We start from the raw sequence: 16,024 nt of genomic DNA, 5'->3' as shown, positions 1-16,024 counted from the left end.
AGCCCGTTGCGCATCGGTCACCGACAACGGCGGAATCTTCGGACCCGGACGACTCATACCCAACCAACGACGAATCTCTGACTCAGGTCACTAGGGCGCTTCTTCTGGATCATGCTGCGGCGGCGGGCCGTGCGGGACATGCCCCAGGGCCGGTCCGGCGGATCGCTGGCGGACCGGCCCTGGGCGTGCGGCCGAGGGACGTTCAGCGGATGGGACGCCGGACGTTGTCGGTCATGCTCGGGCCCGGAGTGGCGTCGGCGATCCAGGGGCCGTCGCCGCTGGGGTCGATGATGCCCTCCTCCAGCCAGGTGTAGGTGCCGTCGAGGACTCCGGAGACGACCTTGCGGTCGAGTTCGTCGGTGTTGGACCACAGCCGGCCGAACAGCTCCTCGACGCGGACCCGGGCCTGCCGGCAGAACACGTCGGCCAGCTGCTGCGCCTCCCGGCCGTGGTCACCGGTCTCCCGCAGGTACTCGGCCCGCACACAGGCCGCGCTCATCGCGAAGAGTTCGGCGCCGATGTCGACGATCCGGCCGAGGAAGCCCTGCTTGGTCTCCATCCGGCCCTGCCAGCGGGACATCGCGTAGAAGGTGGAGCGGGCGAGCTTGCGGGAGGTCCGCTCGACATAGCGCAGATGGCCCGACAGCTTCCCGAACTCCTGGTACGTACGCGGGAGCTGGCCCGGTCCGGCGACGAGCTTGGGCAGCCAGCGGGCGTAGAAGCCGCCCGCCTTCGCCGCCGCCCGGCCCTTGTCGGCGAGGGTCTTGTCGGGGTCGATGAGGTCGCCGGCGACGGAGAGGTGGGCGTCCACCGCCTCGCGGGCGATCAGCAGGTGCATGATCTCGGTGGAGCCCTCGAAGATCCGGTTGATGCGCATGTCGCGCAGCATCTGCTCGGTGGGGACCGGGCGTTCGCCGCGGGCGGCGAGCGAGTCGGCGGTCTCGTAGCCGCGGCCGCCGCGGATCTGGACCAGCTCGTCGGCCATCAGCCAGCCCATCTCGGAGCCGTAGAGCTTGGCGAGGGCGGCCTCGATGCGGATGTCGTTGCGGTTCTCGTCGGCCATCTGGGAGGACAGGTCGACGACCGCTTCGAGGGCGAAGGTCGTGGCGGCGATGAAGGAGATCTTGGCGCCGACGGCCTCGTGCCTGGCGACCGGCCGGCCCCACTGCTCACGGGCCGCCGACCACTCACGGGCGATCTTCAGGCACCACTTGCCGGAGCCGACGCACATCGCGGGCAGCGACAGCCGGCCGGTGTTGAGGGTGGTCAGGGCGATCTTCAGACCGGCGCCCTCGGGGCCGACGCGGTTCGCGGCCGGGACCCGTACCTGGTGGAAGCGGGTGACGCCGTTCTCCAGGCCGCGCAGGCCCATGAACGCGTTGCGGTGCTCGACGGTGATGCCGGGCGAGTCCGCCTCGACGACGAAGGCCGTGATGCCGCCCTTGTGGCCCTCGGACGCGGGCACCCGCGCCATCACCACCAGCAGGTCGGCGACGACCCCGTTGGTGGTCCACAGCTTCACGCCGTCGAGCACGTAGTCCGTGCCGTCCGGGACGGCCATGGTCGCCAGCCGGGCCGGGTCCGAGCCGACGTCGGGCTCGGTCAGCAGGAAGGCCGAGATGTCCGTCCGGGCGCAGCGGGGCAGGAAGGTCTCCTTCTGCTCCTTGGTGCCGAACAGCTTCAGCGGCTGCGGTACGCCGATCGACTGGTGCGCCGAGAGCAGCGCGCCGATGGCGGGGCTGGCGGTGCCGACCAGGGACAGCGCCCGGTTGTAGTAGACCTGGGTGAGGCCGAGGCCGCCGTACTTGGGGTCGATCTTCATCCCGAACGCGCCGAGCGCCTTGAGCCCGTCGACGGTCTCGTCCGGGATCTGCCCCTCGCGCTCGATCCGGGCGCCGTCGACCTCGTTCTCGCAGAACTCGCGCAGGGTGGCGAGGAACTTCTCGCCGCGGCGCACGTCGTCGACCGCCGGGGTCGGGTGCGGATGGATGAGGTCGAGCCGGAAGCGCCCCAGGAACAGTTCCTTGGCGAAGCTGGGCTTGCGCCAGTCCTGCTCGCGGGCCGCCTCGGCGACCTGGCGTGCTTCGCGCTCGGAAACGTTGCGGATGGATGGAGCGGTCATCAGGAGCTCACCTCGCCGCGGGATCGGGAGTTCAGCGCCGGCGGGCCGGTCGGCCGCTGGACAGCGCTACTTGTGAGAGTTACCCGATCCGCACGGGTTGCACCACTGGAGCTACCGGACACAGTGGAGTGCCGGGACCATCGCACACCAAGCGGGACATACCCCCCGGCCCCGGGCCCGGCCGGCCGGCCGCCCTCCGCCCTTCGGGGGGTGCGGCCTACCGCGAACGGTGTACCCGCGGCGGTGACTCCCCCCTGCGGTTCCGCCGCGGCTCCCTCTCAGACAGGAGGAAGCGGAGGGGACCCGTCCCGTACGGTCAAGATCCGGCGCGGCGGGGAGACCGCGCCGGGTACAGGGGACGCGGCGCGCTCCGGAAACAGGGTGCCGGAGCGCGCCGCGTCGAGGGGTGCGCCGGGGGAGGCGCGCCGGCCGGGCCCGGACGGCGATACGGCCCAAGGGATGGCCGTCGCTGTCCACCGGTCCGGGCCGGGCCGGTGGGTTACAGGGCCAGTCCGGTGAGGACCATGACCCGCTCGTAGGTGTAGTCGTCCATCGCGAAGCGCACGCCCTCGCGGCCCACGCCGGACTGCTTGACGCCGCCGTAGGGCATCTGGTCGGCGCGGTAGGACGGCACATCGCCGATGATCACGCCGCCGACCTCCAGCGCGCGGTGGGCGCGGAAGGCTGTCTGCACGTCGTGGGTGAACACGCCTGCCTGGAGGCCGAACTTGGAGTCGTTGACGGCCGCGAAGGCCTCCGCCTCCCCGTCGACCTTCCGGAGCGTGAGCACCGGGCCGAAGACCTCCTCGCAGGCGAGGGTGGCGTCGGCGGGCACGTCCGCCAGCACGGTCGGCGCGTAGGAGGCGCCGTCGCGCTTGCCGCCCGCGAGCAGCTTCGCGCCGCGCTCCACGGCCTCGTCCACCCAGGACTCGACGCGCTTGGCGGCGTTCTCGTCGACCAGCGGGCCGACCTCGGTGGCGTCGTCCGACGGGTCGCCGGTGACCTGCGCCTCGACGGCCGCCACGATCTTCGGCACCAGCCGGTCGTAGACGGAGGCGTCGGCGATCACCCGCTGCACCGAGATGCAGGACTGGCCGCCCTGGTAGTTGGAGAAGGTGGCGATGCGCTGCGCCGCCCAGTCCAGGTCCGCTTCGGAGGAGTAGTCCGGCAGGACGACGGCCGCGCCGTTGCCGCCGAGCTCCAGGGTGCAGTGCTTGCGCGGCACCGAGTCGAGGATCGCGTAGCCGACCTTCTCGGAGCCGGTGAAGGAGACCACCGGCAGGCGCTCGTCCTGGACCAGCGCCGGCATCCGGTCGTTGGGCACCGGGAGGACCGACCAGGAACCGGCCGGCAGCTCGGTCTCGGCCAGCAGCTCGCCGAGGATCAGACCGGAGAGCGGGGTGGCCGGGGCCGGCTTGAGGATGATCGGGGCGCCGGCCGCGATGGCCGGGGCGATCTTGTGGGCGCAGAGGTTCAGCGGGAAGTTGAACGGGGCGATGCCCAGGACCGTGCCGCGCGGGAAGCGGCGGGTCAGCGCGAGCCGGCCGGCGCCGCCCGCGTCGGTGTCCAGGCGCTGCGCCTCGCCGCCGTTGAAGCGGCGGGCCTCCTCGGCGGCGAAACGGAACACGGAGACGGCCCGGCCGACCTCGCCGTGCGCCCACTTCATGGGCTTGCCGTTCTCCGCGGAGATCAGCCGGGCGATCTCCTCCGTACGCTCCACCAGCCGGCGGTGCACATGGTCCAGGGCGGCGGCGCGCACATGGGCGGGGGTCGCGGCCAGCTCGTCCTGGACGGCGACGGAGGCGGCGACGGCCTCCTCGACCTGGGCCTCGGTGGGGACGCTCACCGTGCCGACGAGACGTCCGTCCCAGGGGGAGGTGACATCGAAGGTGGCCTCGCCGGTGGCCTCGCGGCCGGCGAGCCAAAAGGCGGTGGGGGCTGCATCAGTGGGGATCGGCACAGTGGAACCCGGCCCTTCAGAAGTGGTGGGTGGTGCGCATGGCTCTGGGAGCGTCTCTGCGGTTTTGACTCTGGCTCCACGGTAGGGGTGCGGCGCCCTCGTGGCGTTTGTCCGAAGCGGCGTAATCACCGCGCCCGTCTCTCCGCGGTGGAGGGGGCGGACGGGGTGGACCCGGGGCGTGTGGAGGCACGGGCCCCGGAAGCGCCCGCGCCGGTCCGCCCGGGGGCGGTCACCTGCGAGGAACGCGCGGGACGCGGGCCGTCCTCACTCCCCCTGGGGCGCCGAGGTCGCCTTGAGCGCCAGCCACAGCTCCATCCGCACATCCGCGTCGTCCAGCGAGCGTCCCAGGATCTCCTCCACCCGCCGCATCCGGTAGCGCAGGGTGTGGCGGTGCACTCCCAGGTCGGCGGCGGCCGCGTCCCACTGGCCGTGCCGGGCGAGCCAGGCGCGCAGCGAGGCCACCAGATCGCCGCGACCGGTCGCGTCGTGCTCGCGCAGCGCCCGCAGCAGCCCGTCCGCGAAGGCGCGGACCGCGTCGTCGGCGAGCAGCGGCAGCACCGATCCGGCCGCCACGTCCTCGTGCTCGACCAGGGCACGGCCGCGCCGCCGTGCCACCGACAGCGCCTGTTCGGCCTGGCGGTAGGCGTTCGCGGCGGCGGTCGGCCCGGTCGGCGCCGACAGCCCGACGGCCAGCCCCTCGCCGTGGCCCGCCTCCGCCCGCGCCGCCCGGCCCCGCGCCCGCGGCCGCCCGCCCGCACGGGCCTCGGCCTCGGCGGCGTACGCGGCACAGGCGTCCGCGGCCGCCCCGCCGTCCGCGACCAGCACGACCAGCCGGCCGCCGTCCGGGACGGCGAGCACCGCCTCACCGGTCCGCGCGGCCGCCGAGTCCATCGCGTCGGCGAGACCGTCCAGCACCCCCACGGTCCCGCCGCCCGGCGCCACCCCCGAGGACGGCTCGTCGCCCGCCGCCGGCTCGGCGACCACCACCCGGAACGGGGCGTCCAGCAGCCCGCCGTAGAGCCGCCCGGCCACCGCCCGCGCGTGGTCCGGCTCCCCCGCGAGCAGCATCTTCAGCACCGCGTCGCCCAGGCGCTGCTCGGCGTCCTGCAGCGCCCGGGACCGCTCGGTGGTCAGGGTGAGCAGGGCGACCGCGGAGTGCACGGCATAGCGTTCGGCGGTGCCCAGCGGCGCCGCGGTGCCCACCGCGAGCACCCCGCGGGCCCGGCGTCCGGTGCCCAGCGACTGGAGCTCGACGCGGTCGCCGCCGTCGGTGTCGCTGACGACCGAGCTGGCGGGGGCGGGCCGCTCCCGCAGCCGCCCGACGTCGTCGGTCAGCCGGGCCGCGCGGCGGGCCGCCCAGTCGGGGGCGGCGGCCACCACCGCGCCCGACGCGTCGTAGAGCGCGGCCCAGCCGTCCAGATGCGCCGCGAGCCGGGCCAGCAGCTCGGCCGGCCCCTCGGTGCCGAGCGCCGCCCGGGTCAGCTCCCGCTGCGCCTCGAACCCCGCCGTCACCGCGCGGTACTGGTCGGCCGCGACGGCCGCCGACACCGCCTTGCTGATCGCGATGAACGGCGTCCTGCGCGGCACCCCGAGCAGCGGCAGCCCCTGCTCCCTGGCCGCGTCGACCAGCGCCTGCGGCACGCCCTCGTAGTTGACCCCGACCGCGAACCCCAGCCCGACGACCCCGGCCTCCGCGACCCGCCGCACATACCGCCGGGTCGCCTCCGCGTCCTCCGCGTCCAGCTTGAGCGCGGTGATCAGCAGCAGCTCCCCGCCCTCCATGTACGGCACCGGGTCGATCAGCTCGCTCGCATGCGCCCAGCGCACCGGCGCCTCCAGCCGCTCCTCGCCCGCGAGCACGGAGAGCTTGAGCGCGGTGTGGTGGACCAGGGAGGCCAGGGTGTGCGGCATGGGACCTTCATGACGTCGACGACTTCGAGGGACGACCGGACGGCAACCGGCCACGAACCGGCCGGCGCCCGCCCGACACCCGATTGTTTACGCCGCCTCGTATGAACGGCCAGTCCCGATTCTGCCTCAACGGCAGAATCGACCGAGACCCCACACTTTCCGGCCCCTCCCCGCGGGCCGCACCTCCGCCCCCAGCCGTACAGGCCCGGGGACGCCCCCCTCCCTCCTGCTCAGGACCGCAGATCCACCAGCACCGGCGGCGCGTGCTCCCCCGCCACCGACGTCACGGACAGCACCGCATGCCCCGGCGGCACCGAATTGGCCAGATCCGAGGCGGACCAGCGCTCCCGCTCGACGGTGCGGACGGTGACGGCTTTGGCGGTCACGTTCTTGCCCGTGACCAGCCGCCGGATCGAGTGCATGACCTTGGTGAACGGCTCGTCGGAGACGATCTGCCGGTCGGTGACATCCCGGGTCTCCACCCATGCCTTGCCCCACACCTCGGCGAACCGTGCCCCGTCCCAGGTGGTCACGCCGGCGAACGCCATCCGGCAGCCGACCGCACCGAGCAGCGCGCCGCGCAGCGACTCCGGCACATCGTCCAGCGACCGCAGCGTCAGCACCGCTCCCGCGTGCGCCGACCGCAGCCGCTGCAGTCCGCGCAGCGCCTCCTGGGTGATCACATGTGAGGCGTCGTCAAGCACCAGACAGGCGAAGACCGAGCGGTCCGACCGGGCCACCGCGCACTCGGTGAACTGCGCCAGGACCAGCCGCGCCAGAATCCGGGAAGCCTCCGTGTGCCCGCGCTCGGGCAGATCGATCCGTACCCGCAGCGGATGGTCCAGGGCGCGCAGCGACACCTGCCGTGAGCGTCCGGTCGGGTCGAAGAACCCCGCGAACGCCGGCCGGTCCAGCAGCGCGATCCGGTCCGCGAGCAGCACCCCGGCGTCTCCCGGCCGCTCCGCCTGCCGCTCCCGCGCGTCCAGTTCCCGCAGCGCGCCGTTCTCGCCGGCCGCCTCAAGGGTGGCCCGCAGCTCCGCCATCGCCTCCCGTGCCCCGTCCAGCAGCTCGCGGAGTTCCGCCACCCCCGGGAAGCGTCCGTGCGCCACCCGGAACGGACCCAGCAACTGCCCCAGCACGGTTGCCGCCCGTCGTACGTCCCCGCCGGGCAGCGTCGCCGCCACGTCCCCCACCAGCGCCTCGGCCAGCATCCCGGCCGCCTCGTCGGGGTCGGTCGTTCCGCCGTACAGGTCCAGGTCGCATTCCGCGTCGCGGTGACCGATCCTGATCACGGCGTCGAAGGCGTCCTCCGGCGCGGGTGCCGAGGCGGCCGTCCCGAGGGACACGACGGCGGCACGCCCGGCCAGTGCCTGCAGGCACAAGGTCTCAACCAGCGGGCGCACCAGGCGGGTTGTCTTTCCGGAACCGGGCGGACCCACCGCCAGCAGCGAGGTGCCGAGCACGTCGGGTTCGAGCGCACAGCCCGTGCCGCGCCGCTCATAGGGGTTGCGGGCGTCCTCAGCGGCCGTGCCGATGCGCACCTGGGAGGTGAGCAGGTCGTGCAAGGCGGTCCGGGTGGTCAGGTCGCGTGCCCCGGAGGGGTGCAGACAGGCGGCGGAGCCGTGTTCCTGCACGCTGTCGACGAAGGCCTGCAGGCGGCCCGGCTGTGTACGGACGGACTGCCAGGCACGGTTGATCCGCGCATGGTCGACGTCGTTCATGAGCCCGGACCGGGCCTCGTGTGCCAAGCGGTCGGCGGCCGCCGGAGCGCCGGCGGTACGCAGGGCGGTCCACTCGGCCTGGTCCACGGGCAACACCCGTGCGGTGCCGTCCGCCGGCTTCCTCGCATCGGACGCGGCACGCCGGCTCGGTGGACCGTACCGGCGGCGCAGCTCCGGAAGGCAGGCGAAGCGGCTGAAGACGGCCACCAGCACACCGAGGTCGATCAGCGAAAAGCTGGTGGCGTAGTAGAAGTACGACGCGGCCTGCCCCGACACCGGCGTCAGATTCTCCAACTGCAGCATCAGGAGGGACGAGTCAGTGGTCTTGTCGATGCACCACTGCCAGAGAAGCCACACGGCCAGCAGGGTCACGGCCGCGCGCGCGATCACCTGTCCGCCGGGGAGCGACGCGGGGTCCTTGGGCGCCAGCCACGCGGGAAGCCGGTCCCAGATCCGGTTCGCCGCCGGGGCGAGCAGGCGCCGGATCAGCGTGGGCCATCGCCCCACCCGGCCGAAGGCGACGACGATCGCGCCGAGGATGAGCGCCATGTAGACGAAGGACGAGATGACGTTGGCGTTGCCCGTCTTCCACGCGTCGGGCAGCATCACCTCGCGCGGCCACTTCCAGTAGGGGCCGAGGTAGTCGTTCATCAGCAACGACCAGATCAGCCACGCGCACAGGAACGAGATCACCGCCCCGGCGATCAGCTGCGGCACCCCGATCTCGTGCGGCTCCTCCTTGGGCCGGGGCTTGTGTCCGAAGGCCCAGATCCCCGGCCCCGACAGCACGCGCGGAGCGCTCAGCCAGGCCATGAACGGGGACTGCGGAGCATCGCCGGGCCGGGCGGAGGTACCGGCCCCCACGGCCCGGCCGGCCGGAGCGGCGGAGCGCGGCGGCGCACTGGGCCGCGGCGGGACGTCCGGGGGAGCCGCCGGCCGCGGCACCTGGTCGGAGCGGGTGTTGCGTGCGTCGTGCGTGCCCTCGGTGTCCATCCGGTGCCCTTGTCCCCCTTGAGCCGTGGCCTGCTGCGTGGTGGTGCGGCGGACGGGGTGGCCGGCCGCGTTGCCATTGTCGTGCCCGCGCTGGTGGCCGTCCGTTGCCGGGCGGGCCGTCGTTCAATCTACTGGCCGTGGGGCGCCGCTATGTCCGGTGCGGACAACGCAACACGCGCACTTCTCCCGAACGGAACATGCCAGACCCGCCCGGCCGCCCCTAGCCTGCGAGAACAACACCTTTGTACGTCCCCCGTCGCACTCCAGGAGACTGCCATGACCGAACTGTCCGGAGGCCCGGCCCTCCCCCAGGAGCGTCGCGTCGTCACTGCGATCCCCGGCCCGAAGTCGCAGGAGCTGTGGGCCCGTAAGCAGGCCACGGTGGCCGGTGGCGTCGGCGCCGTGCTGCCCGTGTTCGTGAAGCGCGCGGGTGGCGGCGTCCTGGAGGACGTGGACGGGAACTCCCTGATCGACTTCGGCTCCGGCATCGCGGTGACCTCGGTCGGCAACAGCGCGGAGGCGGTCGTCCGCCGGGCCACCGCACAGCTCCAGGCCTTCACCCACACCTGCGCCATGGTGGCGCCGTACGAGCCGTACATCGAGGTCTGTGAGCAGCTGGCCGAGCTGACGCCGGGCGACCACGCGAAGAAGTCGGCGCTGTTCAACTCCGGCGCCGAGGCGGTCGAGAACGCCGTCAAGATCGCCCGGGTGCACACCAAGCGCCAGGCGGTCGTCGTCTTCGACCACGGCTACCACGGCCGGACGAACCTGACGATGGCGCTCACCTCCAAGAACATGCCGTACAAGCAGGGCTTCGGGCCGTTCGCGCCCGAGGTCTACCGCGTCCCGGTGGCCTACCCCTACCGCTGGCTGACCGGCCCGGAGAACTGTGCGCAGGAGGCCGCTGAGCAGGCCATCTCGCAGATCACCAAGCAGATCGGCGCGGAGAACGTCGCGGCGATCATCATCGAGCCGGTGCTCGGTGAGGGCGGCTTCATCGAGCCGGCCAAGGGCTTCCTCCCGGCGATCGCGAACTTCGCCAAGGAGAACGGGATCGTCTTCGTCGCGGACGAGATCCAGTCCGGGTTCTGCCGCACGGGCCAGTGGTTCGCGTGTGAGGACGAGGGCATCGTGCCGGACCTGATCACGACCGCGAAGGGCATCGCCGGCGGTCTGCCGCTGGCGGCCGTCACCGGGCGCGCGGAGATCATGGACGCGGCGCACGCGGGCGGCCTGGGCGGCACCTACGGCGGCAACCCGGTGGCCTGCGCCGCGGCGCTGGGCTCGATCGAGACCATGCGCGAGCAGGACCTCAACGCCAAGGCCCGCCGGATCGGCGAGATCATGAAGCCGCGGCTGAACGCGATCGCCGAGAAGTACGACATCGTCGGCGAGGTCCGCGGCCGCGGCGCGATGATCGCGATCGAGCTGGTCAAGTCCGGTTCCAAGGAGCCCAACCCGGAGGCCACCGCCGCGCTGGCCAAGGCCTGCCACCAGGAGGGCCTGCTCGTCCTGACGACCGGCACGTACGGCAACGTGCTGCGCTTCCTGCCGCCGCTGGTCATCGGGGAGGACCTGCTCAACGAGGGCCTGGACATCCTCGAGGGCGCCTTCGCCTCGCTCTGAGCGGCGCGCTCCACACCTCCGCACGGCGCACCGGGCGGGAGGGACCCCGGCACGGCCCGGGGCACGGCTCATGTCGTGCCCCGGGCCGTGCCCCGTTTCCCGGCCGGGCCCGCCGGGCTGCATCCGTTTCTCCTCCCCACCGCCTCCGTTCTGTCCCGCTTTCTGCCCTCATTTCCGCATGGACGCGCGTAGCTGCAGACATGGCGTGAAGAAGATGTGCGGGGGCCATGGCGGCCGAGTGATGCGGCTGTCGGGCGCGCTCCCCGTGCCGTACGGTTTCTGCAGATGAGAGAAACACCCCGCTCGCAGGGGACTGCGGGCGACGCCCGGTCGGCGCTTCCCCGGCTCCGATCAGGCCGTGCCCTCGCGCACAACTCCGGAACCCCCGGTTCCGGGAATCCTCACCGATCGGATGTCCGCCCGCCCCATACCCCCCGGGGCGCGCGGGACACCGGTCAGCCCGGCCGCCTCGGAACCACCCCCCCTGTTCCGAGGCGGCCGAACCCTTTTCCGGGTTCCCCGGGCCCCGTGGGCCCGTCCGGGCACAGCTCCCGGCGCTTCTCCCCGTGGTGGATCTGCTCCGTCGGCCTGCTGCTCTTCGCCGCGCTCAGCCGGCAGGTGGCGGCCCACGGTCCGCTGCGCTCCCTCGACGAACGGCTCGGCCGGGCGCTGGCCGCCGACGGTCATCTCCCCGCCGGGCTCGCCGAGTTCTGCGCCGATCTCGGTAACACGGCTGTGGCGCTGCCGGTGTTGTGTGTGGTGATGGTGTGGGCCGGGTGGTGGGGGTGGCGTGCCAGGTGCCGTGGGGCGTCCGGCGGGGAGGGTCCGGTGCGCTGGTGGCTGCCGCCGCTCGCCGCCGGTCTGGCGATGGCGGCGGTACCTGCGCTGGTCGTGCCGCTGAAGCTGTGGCTGGCGCGGCCGGGTCCGCCGCCGATGGCGGGCGGTGCGCACGACGGCTTCTATCCGTCGGGCCATGGCGCCACGGCGGCGGTGGCCTACGGCGTGGCCGCGCTGCTGGTGCTCCGTATGGGACAGCGGGCGGGACGGCTGTTCGCGCCGGTGGTCGTGGCCGTGGTGGCGCTGCTCAACGGGGCCGTCGGCCTCGGTCTGGTGCGCCGGGGCTATCACTGGCCGCTGGACGTCCTCGGCAGCTGGTGTCTGGCCGGAGTGCTGCTCGCGGTGTGGTGGGCGGCGTGCGACCGGTGGGCGGGCACGCGGGCGCCGGGCCGCTGATGACGTACGGGGGCGGGCGGCTCGCGGCCGTCCGCCCCCGGGGCGCCGGACCTCGGCGGTCGGGGCGTCAGCTGTCGAAGCCCAGGCCCACCTTGTCCATGGCCTTCAGCCACAGGTTGCGGCGGCCGCCGCGGCTGTCGGCCCGGGTCATCGACCACTGGGTGATCCCGATGCCGGCCCAGCGCAGCGGCTCGGGCGGGAACGGCAGCGGCTTGCTGCGGACCATCTCCAGCTCCGTGCGCTCGGTGCGCTCGCCGGACAGCAGGTCGAGCATCACCTCGGCGCCGAAGCGGGTGGACCCCACGCCGAGGCCGGTGTAGCCGGCGGCGTAGGCGACCCGGCCGGCGTGGGCGGTGCCGAAGAACGCGGAGAAGCGGGAGCAGGTGTCGATGGCGCCGCCCCAGGAGTGGGTGAAGCGCAGCCCCTCCAGCTGGGGGAAGCAGCGGAAGAAGTGCCGGGCGAGCTTCTCGTAGGTGGCCGGGTGGTGGTCGTACTCGGCCCGGACGCCGCCGCCGTAGCGGTAGACGATGTCGTAGCCGCCCCACAGGATGCGGTTGTCGGCGGTGATGCGGAAGTAGTGGAAGTGGTTGTTGGAGTCCGAGAGGCCCTGGCGGTTCTTCCAGCCGATGGCGGCGAGCTGCTCCTCCGAGAGCGGCTCGGTCATCAGGGCGTGGTCGTAGACCGGGACGATGTACGGGCGGACCCGCTTGACCAGTGACGGGAAGGCGTTGGTGCCGAGCGCGACATGGCGGGCGAAGACCCGGCCGTAGGGGGTGCGGACGGCCGTGCCCGCGCCGTCGGAGGCCAGGTCGGTGGCGGGGGTGCGCTCGTAGATGCGGACGCCGAGGTCGAGGCAGGCCTGCTTCAGGCCCCAGGCGAGCCGGGCCGGGTTGAGCATGGCGACGCCGTCGCGGTCCCACAGTCCGGCACGGAAGGTCGGTGAGTCGACCTCGGCGCGCAGCGCGTCCTCGTCGAGGAAGGTGTGCCGGTCCAGGCCGATTCCGGCGGCGTCCTCGGCGAACTCCTTGAGTTCGGCGATCTGGTGGGGCTCGGTGGCGATGTCGATCTCGCCGGTGCGCTCGAAGGCGCAGTCGATGCCGTAGCGGGCGACGGCCTCCTCGATGGCGTCGAGGTTGCGGATGCCGAGCTGTTCGAGGGTGGCGAGTTCACCGGGCCAGCGGGCCAGGCCGTTGCCGAGGCCGTGGGTGAGGGAGGCGGCGCAGAAGCCGCCGTTGCGTCCGGAGGCGGCCCAGCCGATCTCGGCGCCCTCGACGAGGACGACATCGCGTTCGGGGTCGCGCTCCTTGGCGATCAGCGCGGTCCACAGGCCCGAGTAGCCGCCGCCGACGACCAGCAGATCGCAGGTCTCGTCGCCGACGAGGGCGGGCCGGGCGGCCGGCCGGTCCGGGTCGGCCAGCCAGAAGGGGGTGGGTTCGGCGTCCGCGAGCGCGTGCGCGGCGGACGGGGTCATGGCAGCTCGTGCCATGGTTCTCAGCTCCTCTTGCTCCTTTTGCGGGCCCCGGCCAGCTGGCCGACGACTACACACAACACGGCGACCAGGAACATCGCCGTGCCGATGACGTTGATCTGAACGGGCGTGCCCCGCTGCGCCGAGCCCCAGACGAACATGGGGAAGGTCACGGTGGAGCCGGCGTTGAAGTTGGTGATGATGAAGTCGTCGAAGGACAGGGCGAAGGACAGCAGCGCACCGGACGCGATGCCGGGGGCGGCGATCGGCAGCGTCACCCGCAGGAAGGTCTGGAGGGGTGAGGCGTAGAGGTCCTGGGCGGCCTGTTCCAGCCGCGGGTCCATGCTCATCACCCGGGCCTTGACGGCGGTGACGACGAAACTCAGGCAGAACATGATGTGCGCGATGAGGATCGTCCAGAAGCCGAACTGGATGCCCATGTTGAGGAAGAGGGTCGCCAGCGAGGCGGCCATGACGACCTCGGGCATCGCCATCGGCAGGAAGATCAGGGTGTTGACGCCGGCCCTGGCCCGGAAGCGGTAGCGGGCCAGCGCGAACGCGATCATGGTGCCCAGGGCGGTCGCGCCGACGGTGGCCCACAGCGCGAGCTGGAGGCTCAGGCCCAGCGAGCCGCACAGGTCGGCGACGCCGCACGGATCGCGCCAGGCGTCCGTGGAGAAGCGCTGCCACTGGTAGTTGAAGCGGCCGTTGGGCTTGTTGAACGAGAAGACCAGCACCACGAGGTTGGGCAGGATCAGATAGCCCAGCGTGCACAGGCCGGCGAGGGTGATGATGTTGCGGCGCAGCCAGCGCAGGCCACGGTTCGGGGTGCGGGCCGCGGTGGCCTCGGTGGTCTCGTGGACGGCCATCAGACCAGGTCCTCCGTCCCGGACTTGCGGATGTAGAGCGTGACCATGGCGAGGATGGCCGCCATGAGGATGAAGGACAGGGCGGCGGCGGTCGGGTAGTCCAGGACCCGCAGGAACTGGGACTGGATGACGTTGCCGATCATCTTCTGGTCGGTGGAGCCGAGCAGTTCGGCGTTGATGTAGTCACCGGCGGCCGGGATGAAGGTGAGCAGGGTGCCGGCGACGACACCGGGCATCGACAGCGGGAAGGTCACCCGGCGGAAGGTGGTGACCGGGCGGGCGTAGAGGTCGCCGGCGGCCTCGTGGAGGCGCGGGTCGATGCGCTCCAGCGAGGTGTAGAGCGGCAGCACCATGAACGGCAGGAAGTTGTAGGTCAGTCCGCAGACCACGGCGAGCGGGGTGGCGAGCACCCGCTGTCCTTCGGTGAGCCCCAGCCAGCTGGTGACGTCCAGGACGTGCAGCGAGTTCAGCAGGCCGACGACCGGTCCGCCGTCGGCGAGGATCGTCTTCCAGGCGAGGGTGCGGATCAGGAAGCTGGTGAAGAACGGGGCGATGACCAGGATCATCACCAGGTTGCGCCAGCGGCCGGCCTTGAAGGCGATCAGGTAGGCCAGCGGGTAGCCCAGGAGCAGGCAGAGCACGGTGGCGGTGGCGGCGTAGGCGACGGAGCGGACGAACTGCGGCCAGTACTCGCCGAGCGCGTCCCAGTAGGTCGCGAAGTGCCAGGTGACCTTGAAGCCCTCTTCGAGGGAGCCGGTCTGGACCGAGGTCGACGCCTGGTAGACGAGCGGGGCGGCGAAGAAGACGATCAGCCAGAGGATGCCGGGCAGCAGCAGCCAGTAGGGGACGAGCCGTTTGCGGGCGGGGGTCCTGCGCACCTCCAGGGGCGCGGCCCCGGCCGCTCCGTCCGGTGGCGCGGGCGTCTCGGTGGTGGTCACGCGGCCTCCTCGTCGAGGTCCGCGCCGGCCTGGATGTCCTGGGCGGCGTCCAGTCCGAAGGTGTGCGCCGGGCTCCAGTGCAGGACGATGTCGGCGCCGGGTACCAGGCGCCCGTCGCGCTCGACGTTCTGCTCGTAGACGGCGAGTTCGCCCAGGCCGGGCACCTCGACGACGTACTGGGTGGAGACGCCGATGAAGCCGGCGTCCTTGATGCGGCCGGACAGCCGGTTGCGGCCGTCGGCGACCGCGTCGGCGTCGTCGCCGTGCGTCAGGGAGACCTTCTCGGGCCGTATCCCGGCCAGCACCTTCTCGCCCTTGCGGGCCGCGGCGCGACATCGGGCGGCGGGCAGCCGCAGCGTCGTGTCCACGGCCTTGAGCAGCAGTTCCTCGCCGCCGGTCTCGACGACCTCGGCCTCGATGAGGTTGGAGGTGCCCAGGAAGTTGGCGACGAAGGTGGAGGCGGGGTTCTCGTAGAGGTCGGCGGGGGCACCGAGCTGTTCGACCCGGCCGCCGTTCATCACGGCCACGGTGTCGGCCATCGTCATGGCCTCCTCCTGGTCGTGGGTGACATGCACGAAGGTGATGCCGACCTCGGTCTGGATGCGCTTGAGTTCCAGCTGCATCTGGCGGCGCAGCTTGAGGTCGAGGGCGCCGAGCGGCTCGTCGAGCAGCAGCACCTGGGGGTGGTTGATCAGCGCGCGGGCGACCGCGACGCGCTGCTGCTGGCCGCCGGAGAGCTGCTGCGGCTTGCGGCGCGCCATCGGCCCGAGCTGGACCAGGTCGAGCATCTCCTCGACCTGCTTCTTGACGGACTTGATGCCGCGGCGGCGCAGGCCGAAGGCGACGTTCTCGTAGATGTCCAGGTGCGGGAAGAGCGCGTAGTTCTGGAAGACGGTGTTGACCTGGCGCTTGTAGGACGGCAGTACGGTGACGTCCCGGCCGGACAGCTCGACGGTGCCGGTGGTGGGCTCCTCCAGCCCGGCGATCATGCGCAGGGTGGTGGTCTTGCCGCAGCCCGAGGCGCCCAGGAGCGCGAAGAAGGAGCCCGCGGGGACCGTCAGGTCGAGCGGATGGACGGCGGTGAAGGAGCCGTAGGTCTTGCTGATCCCTTGGAGGCGGACGTCGCCGCCGCTGCTCTGGGGGGTCGCGGTGTGGGTCATGTCGGTCGTCCCGTGGGTCGGAG

The 16,024-nt window shown here is 72.4% G+C and carries 10 protein-coding genes; 2 read left to right on the top strand and 8 right to left on the bottom strand.

What is annotated here, in order from left to right; all coding sequences use genetic code 11:
- Positions 1-202: 202 nt before the first annotated feature.
- The 4 genes from ACWC9R_RS22020 to ACWC9R_RS22005 all read right to left on the bottom strand — a co-directional run bounded on the left by ACWC9R_RS22020 (position 203) and on the right by ACWC9R_RS22005 (position 8,707).
- On the bottom strand, positions 203-2,122 hold the full coding sequence (locus tag ACWC9R_RS22020) for an acyl-CoA dehydrogenase family protein (protein WP_450733849.1): 1,920 nt from the start codon (positions 2,120-2,122) through the stop codon (positions 203-205).
- A gap of 499 nt (positions 2,123-2,621) precedes the next feature.
- On the bottom strand, positions 2,622-4,082 hold the full coding sequence (locus ACWC9R_RS22015) for an aldehyde dehydrogenase family protein (RefSeq protein ID WP_450733847.1): 1,461 nt from the start codon (positions 4,080-4,082) through the stop codon (positions 2,622-2,624).
- 264 nt (positions 4,083-4,346) lie between these two features.
- On the bottom strand, positions 4,347-5,993 hold the full coding sequence (locus ACWC9R_RS22010) for a PucR family transcriptional regulator (protein WP_450733845.1): 1,647 nt from the start codon (positions 5,991-5,993) through the stop codon (positions 4,347-4,349).
- Between the two features lie 230 nt (positions 5,994-6,223).
- Positions 6,224-8,707, bottom strand: coding sequence for an ATP/GTP-binding protein (locus ACWC9R_RS22005; protein ID WP_450733844.1), 2,484 nt, complete (start codon positions 8,705-8,707; stop codon positions 6,224-6,226).
- Positions 8,708-8,983: 276 nt separating this feature from the next.
- On the opposite strand from ACWC9R_RS22005, the gene gabT reads away from it, so the two are divergent.
- A complete protein-coding gene (gabT, locus tag ACWC9R_RS22000) occupies positions 8,984-10,333 on the top strand; it encodes a 4-aminobutyrate--2-oxoglutarate transaminase (RefSeq protein WP_450733842.1) in 1,350 nt (449 codons plus the stop codon).
- Positions 10,334-10,861: 528 nt separating this feature from the next.
- Positions 10,862-11,566 carry a phosphatase PAP2 family protein gene (locus ACWC9R_RS21995; protein WP_450733840.1) on the top strand — a complete coding sequence of 235 codons (705 nt, stop codon included), beginning with the start codon at positions 10,862-10,864 and terminating at the stop codon, positions 11,564-11,566.
- A 67-nt stretch (positions 11,567-11,633) separates the two neighbouring features.
- Here ACWC9R_RS21995 and ACWC9R_RS21990 read toward each other — a convergent pair whose 3' ends face one another.
- Genes ACWC9R_RS21990 through ACWC9R_RS21975 form a run of 4 tightly spaced genes read right to left on the bottom strand, consistent with a single transcriptional unit; the run spans position 11,634 to position 16,001 of the window.
- Entirely contained in the window at positions 11,634-13,052 is a 1,419-nt protein-coding gene (locus tag ACWC9R_RS21990; RefSeq protein WP_450733838.1) for an NAD(P)/FAD-dependent oxidoreductase, read from the bottom strand.
- A gap of 5 nt (positions 13,053-13,057) precedes the next feature.
- Entirely contained in the window at positions 13,058-13,903 is an 846-nt protein-coding gene (locus ACWC9R_RS21985; RefSeq protein WP_450733837.1) for an ABC transporter permease, read from the bottom strand.
- Positions 13,903-14,841 carry an ABC transporter permease gene (locus tag ACWC9R_RS21980; protein WP_450733836.1) on the bottom strand — a complete coding sequence of 313 codons (939 nt, stop codon included), beginning with the start codon at positions 14,839-14,841 and terminating at the stop codon, positions 13,903-13,905. Before ACWC9R_RS21980 ends, ACWC9R_RS21985 begins: the two co-directional genes overlap by 1 nt.
- Positions 14,838-16,001: an ABC transporter ATP-binding protein gene (locus ACWC9R_RS21975; protein WP_450733834.1), complete on the bottom strand. Its 1,164-nt coding sequence runs from the start codon at positions 15,999-16,001 to the stop codon at positions 14,838-14,840. The genes ACWC9R_RS21980 and ACWC9R_RS21975 overlap by 4 nt, the downstream gene beginning before the upstream one ends.
- Between the last annotated feature and the right edge of the window lie 23 nt (positions 16,002-16,024).

The organism is Streptomyces sp. NPDC001219 (assembly GCF_053597915.1).
The sequence above is the reverse complement of the archived record's forward strand: the minus strand, read 5'-3'. Positions and strand labels throughout refer to the sequence as shown.

What these genes read in the sequence shown, in the direction of transcription:
- ACWC9R_RS22020 (WP_450733849.1), bottom strand. Translation starts at nt 2,122, where the DNA reads ATGACCGCTCCATCCATCCGCAACGTTTCCGAGCGCGAAGCACGCCAG.
- ACWC9R_RS22010 (WP_450733845.1), bottom strand. Translation starts at nt 5,993, where the DNA reads ATGCCGCACACCCTGGCCTCCCTGGTCCACCACACCGCGCTCAAGCTC.
- ACWC9R_RS22005 (WP_450733844.1), bottom strand. Translation starts at nt 8,707, where the DNA reads ATGGACACCGAGGGCACGCACGACGCACGCAACACCCGCTCCGACCAG.
- gabT (WP_450733842.1), top strand. Translation starts at nt 8,984, where the DNA reads ATGACCGAACTGTCCGGAGGCCCGGCCCTCCCCCAGGAGCGTCGCGTC.
- ACWC9R_RS21990 (WP_450733838.1), bottom strand. Translation starts at nt 13,052, where the DNA reads ATGGCACGAGCTGCCATGACCCCGTCCGCCGCGCACGCGCTCGCGGAC.
- ACWC9R_RS21985 (WP_450733837.1), bottom strand. Translation starts at nt 13,903, where the DNA reads ATGGCCGTCCACGAGACCACCGAGGCCACCGCGGCCCGCACCCCGAAC.
- ACWC9R_RS21975 (WP_450733834.1), bottom strand. Translation starts at nt 16,001, where the DNA reads ATGACCCACACCGCGACCCCCCAGAGCAGCGGCGGCGACGTCCGCCTC.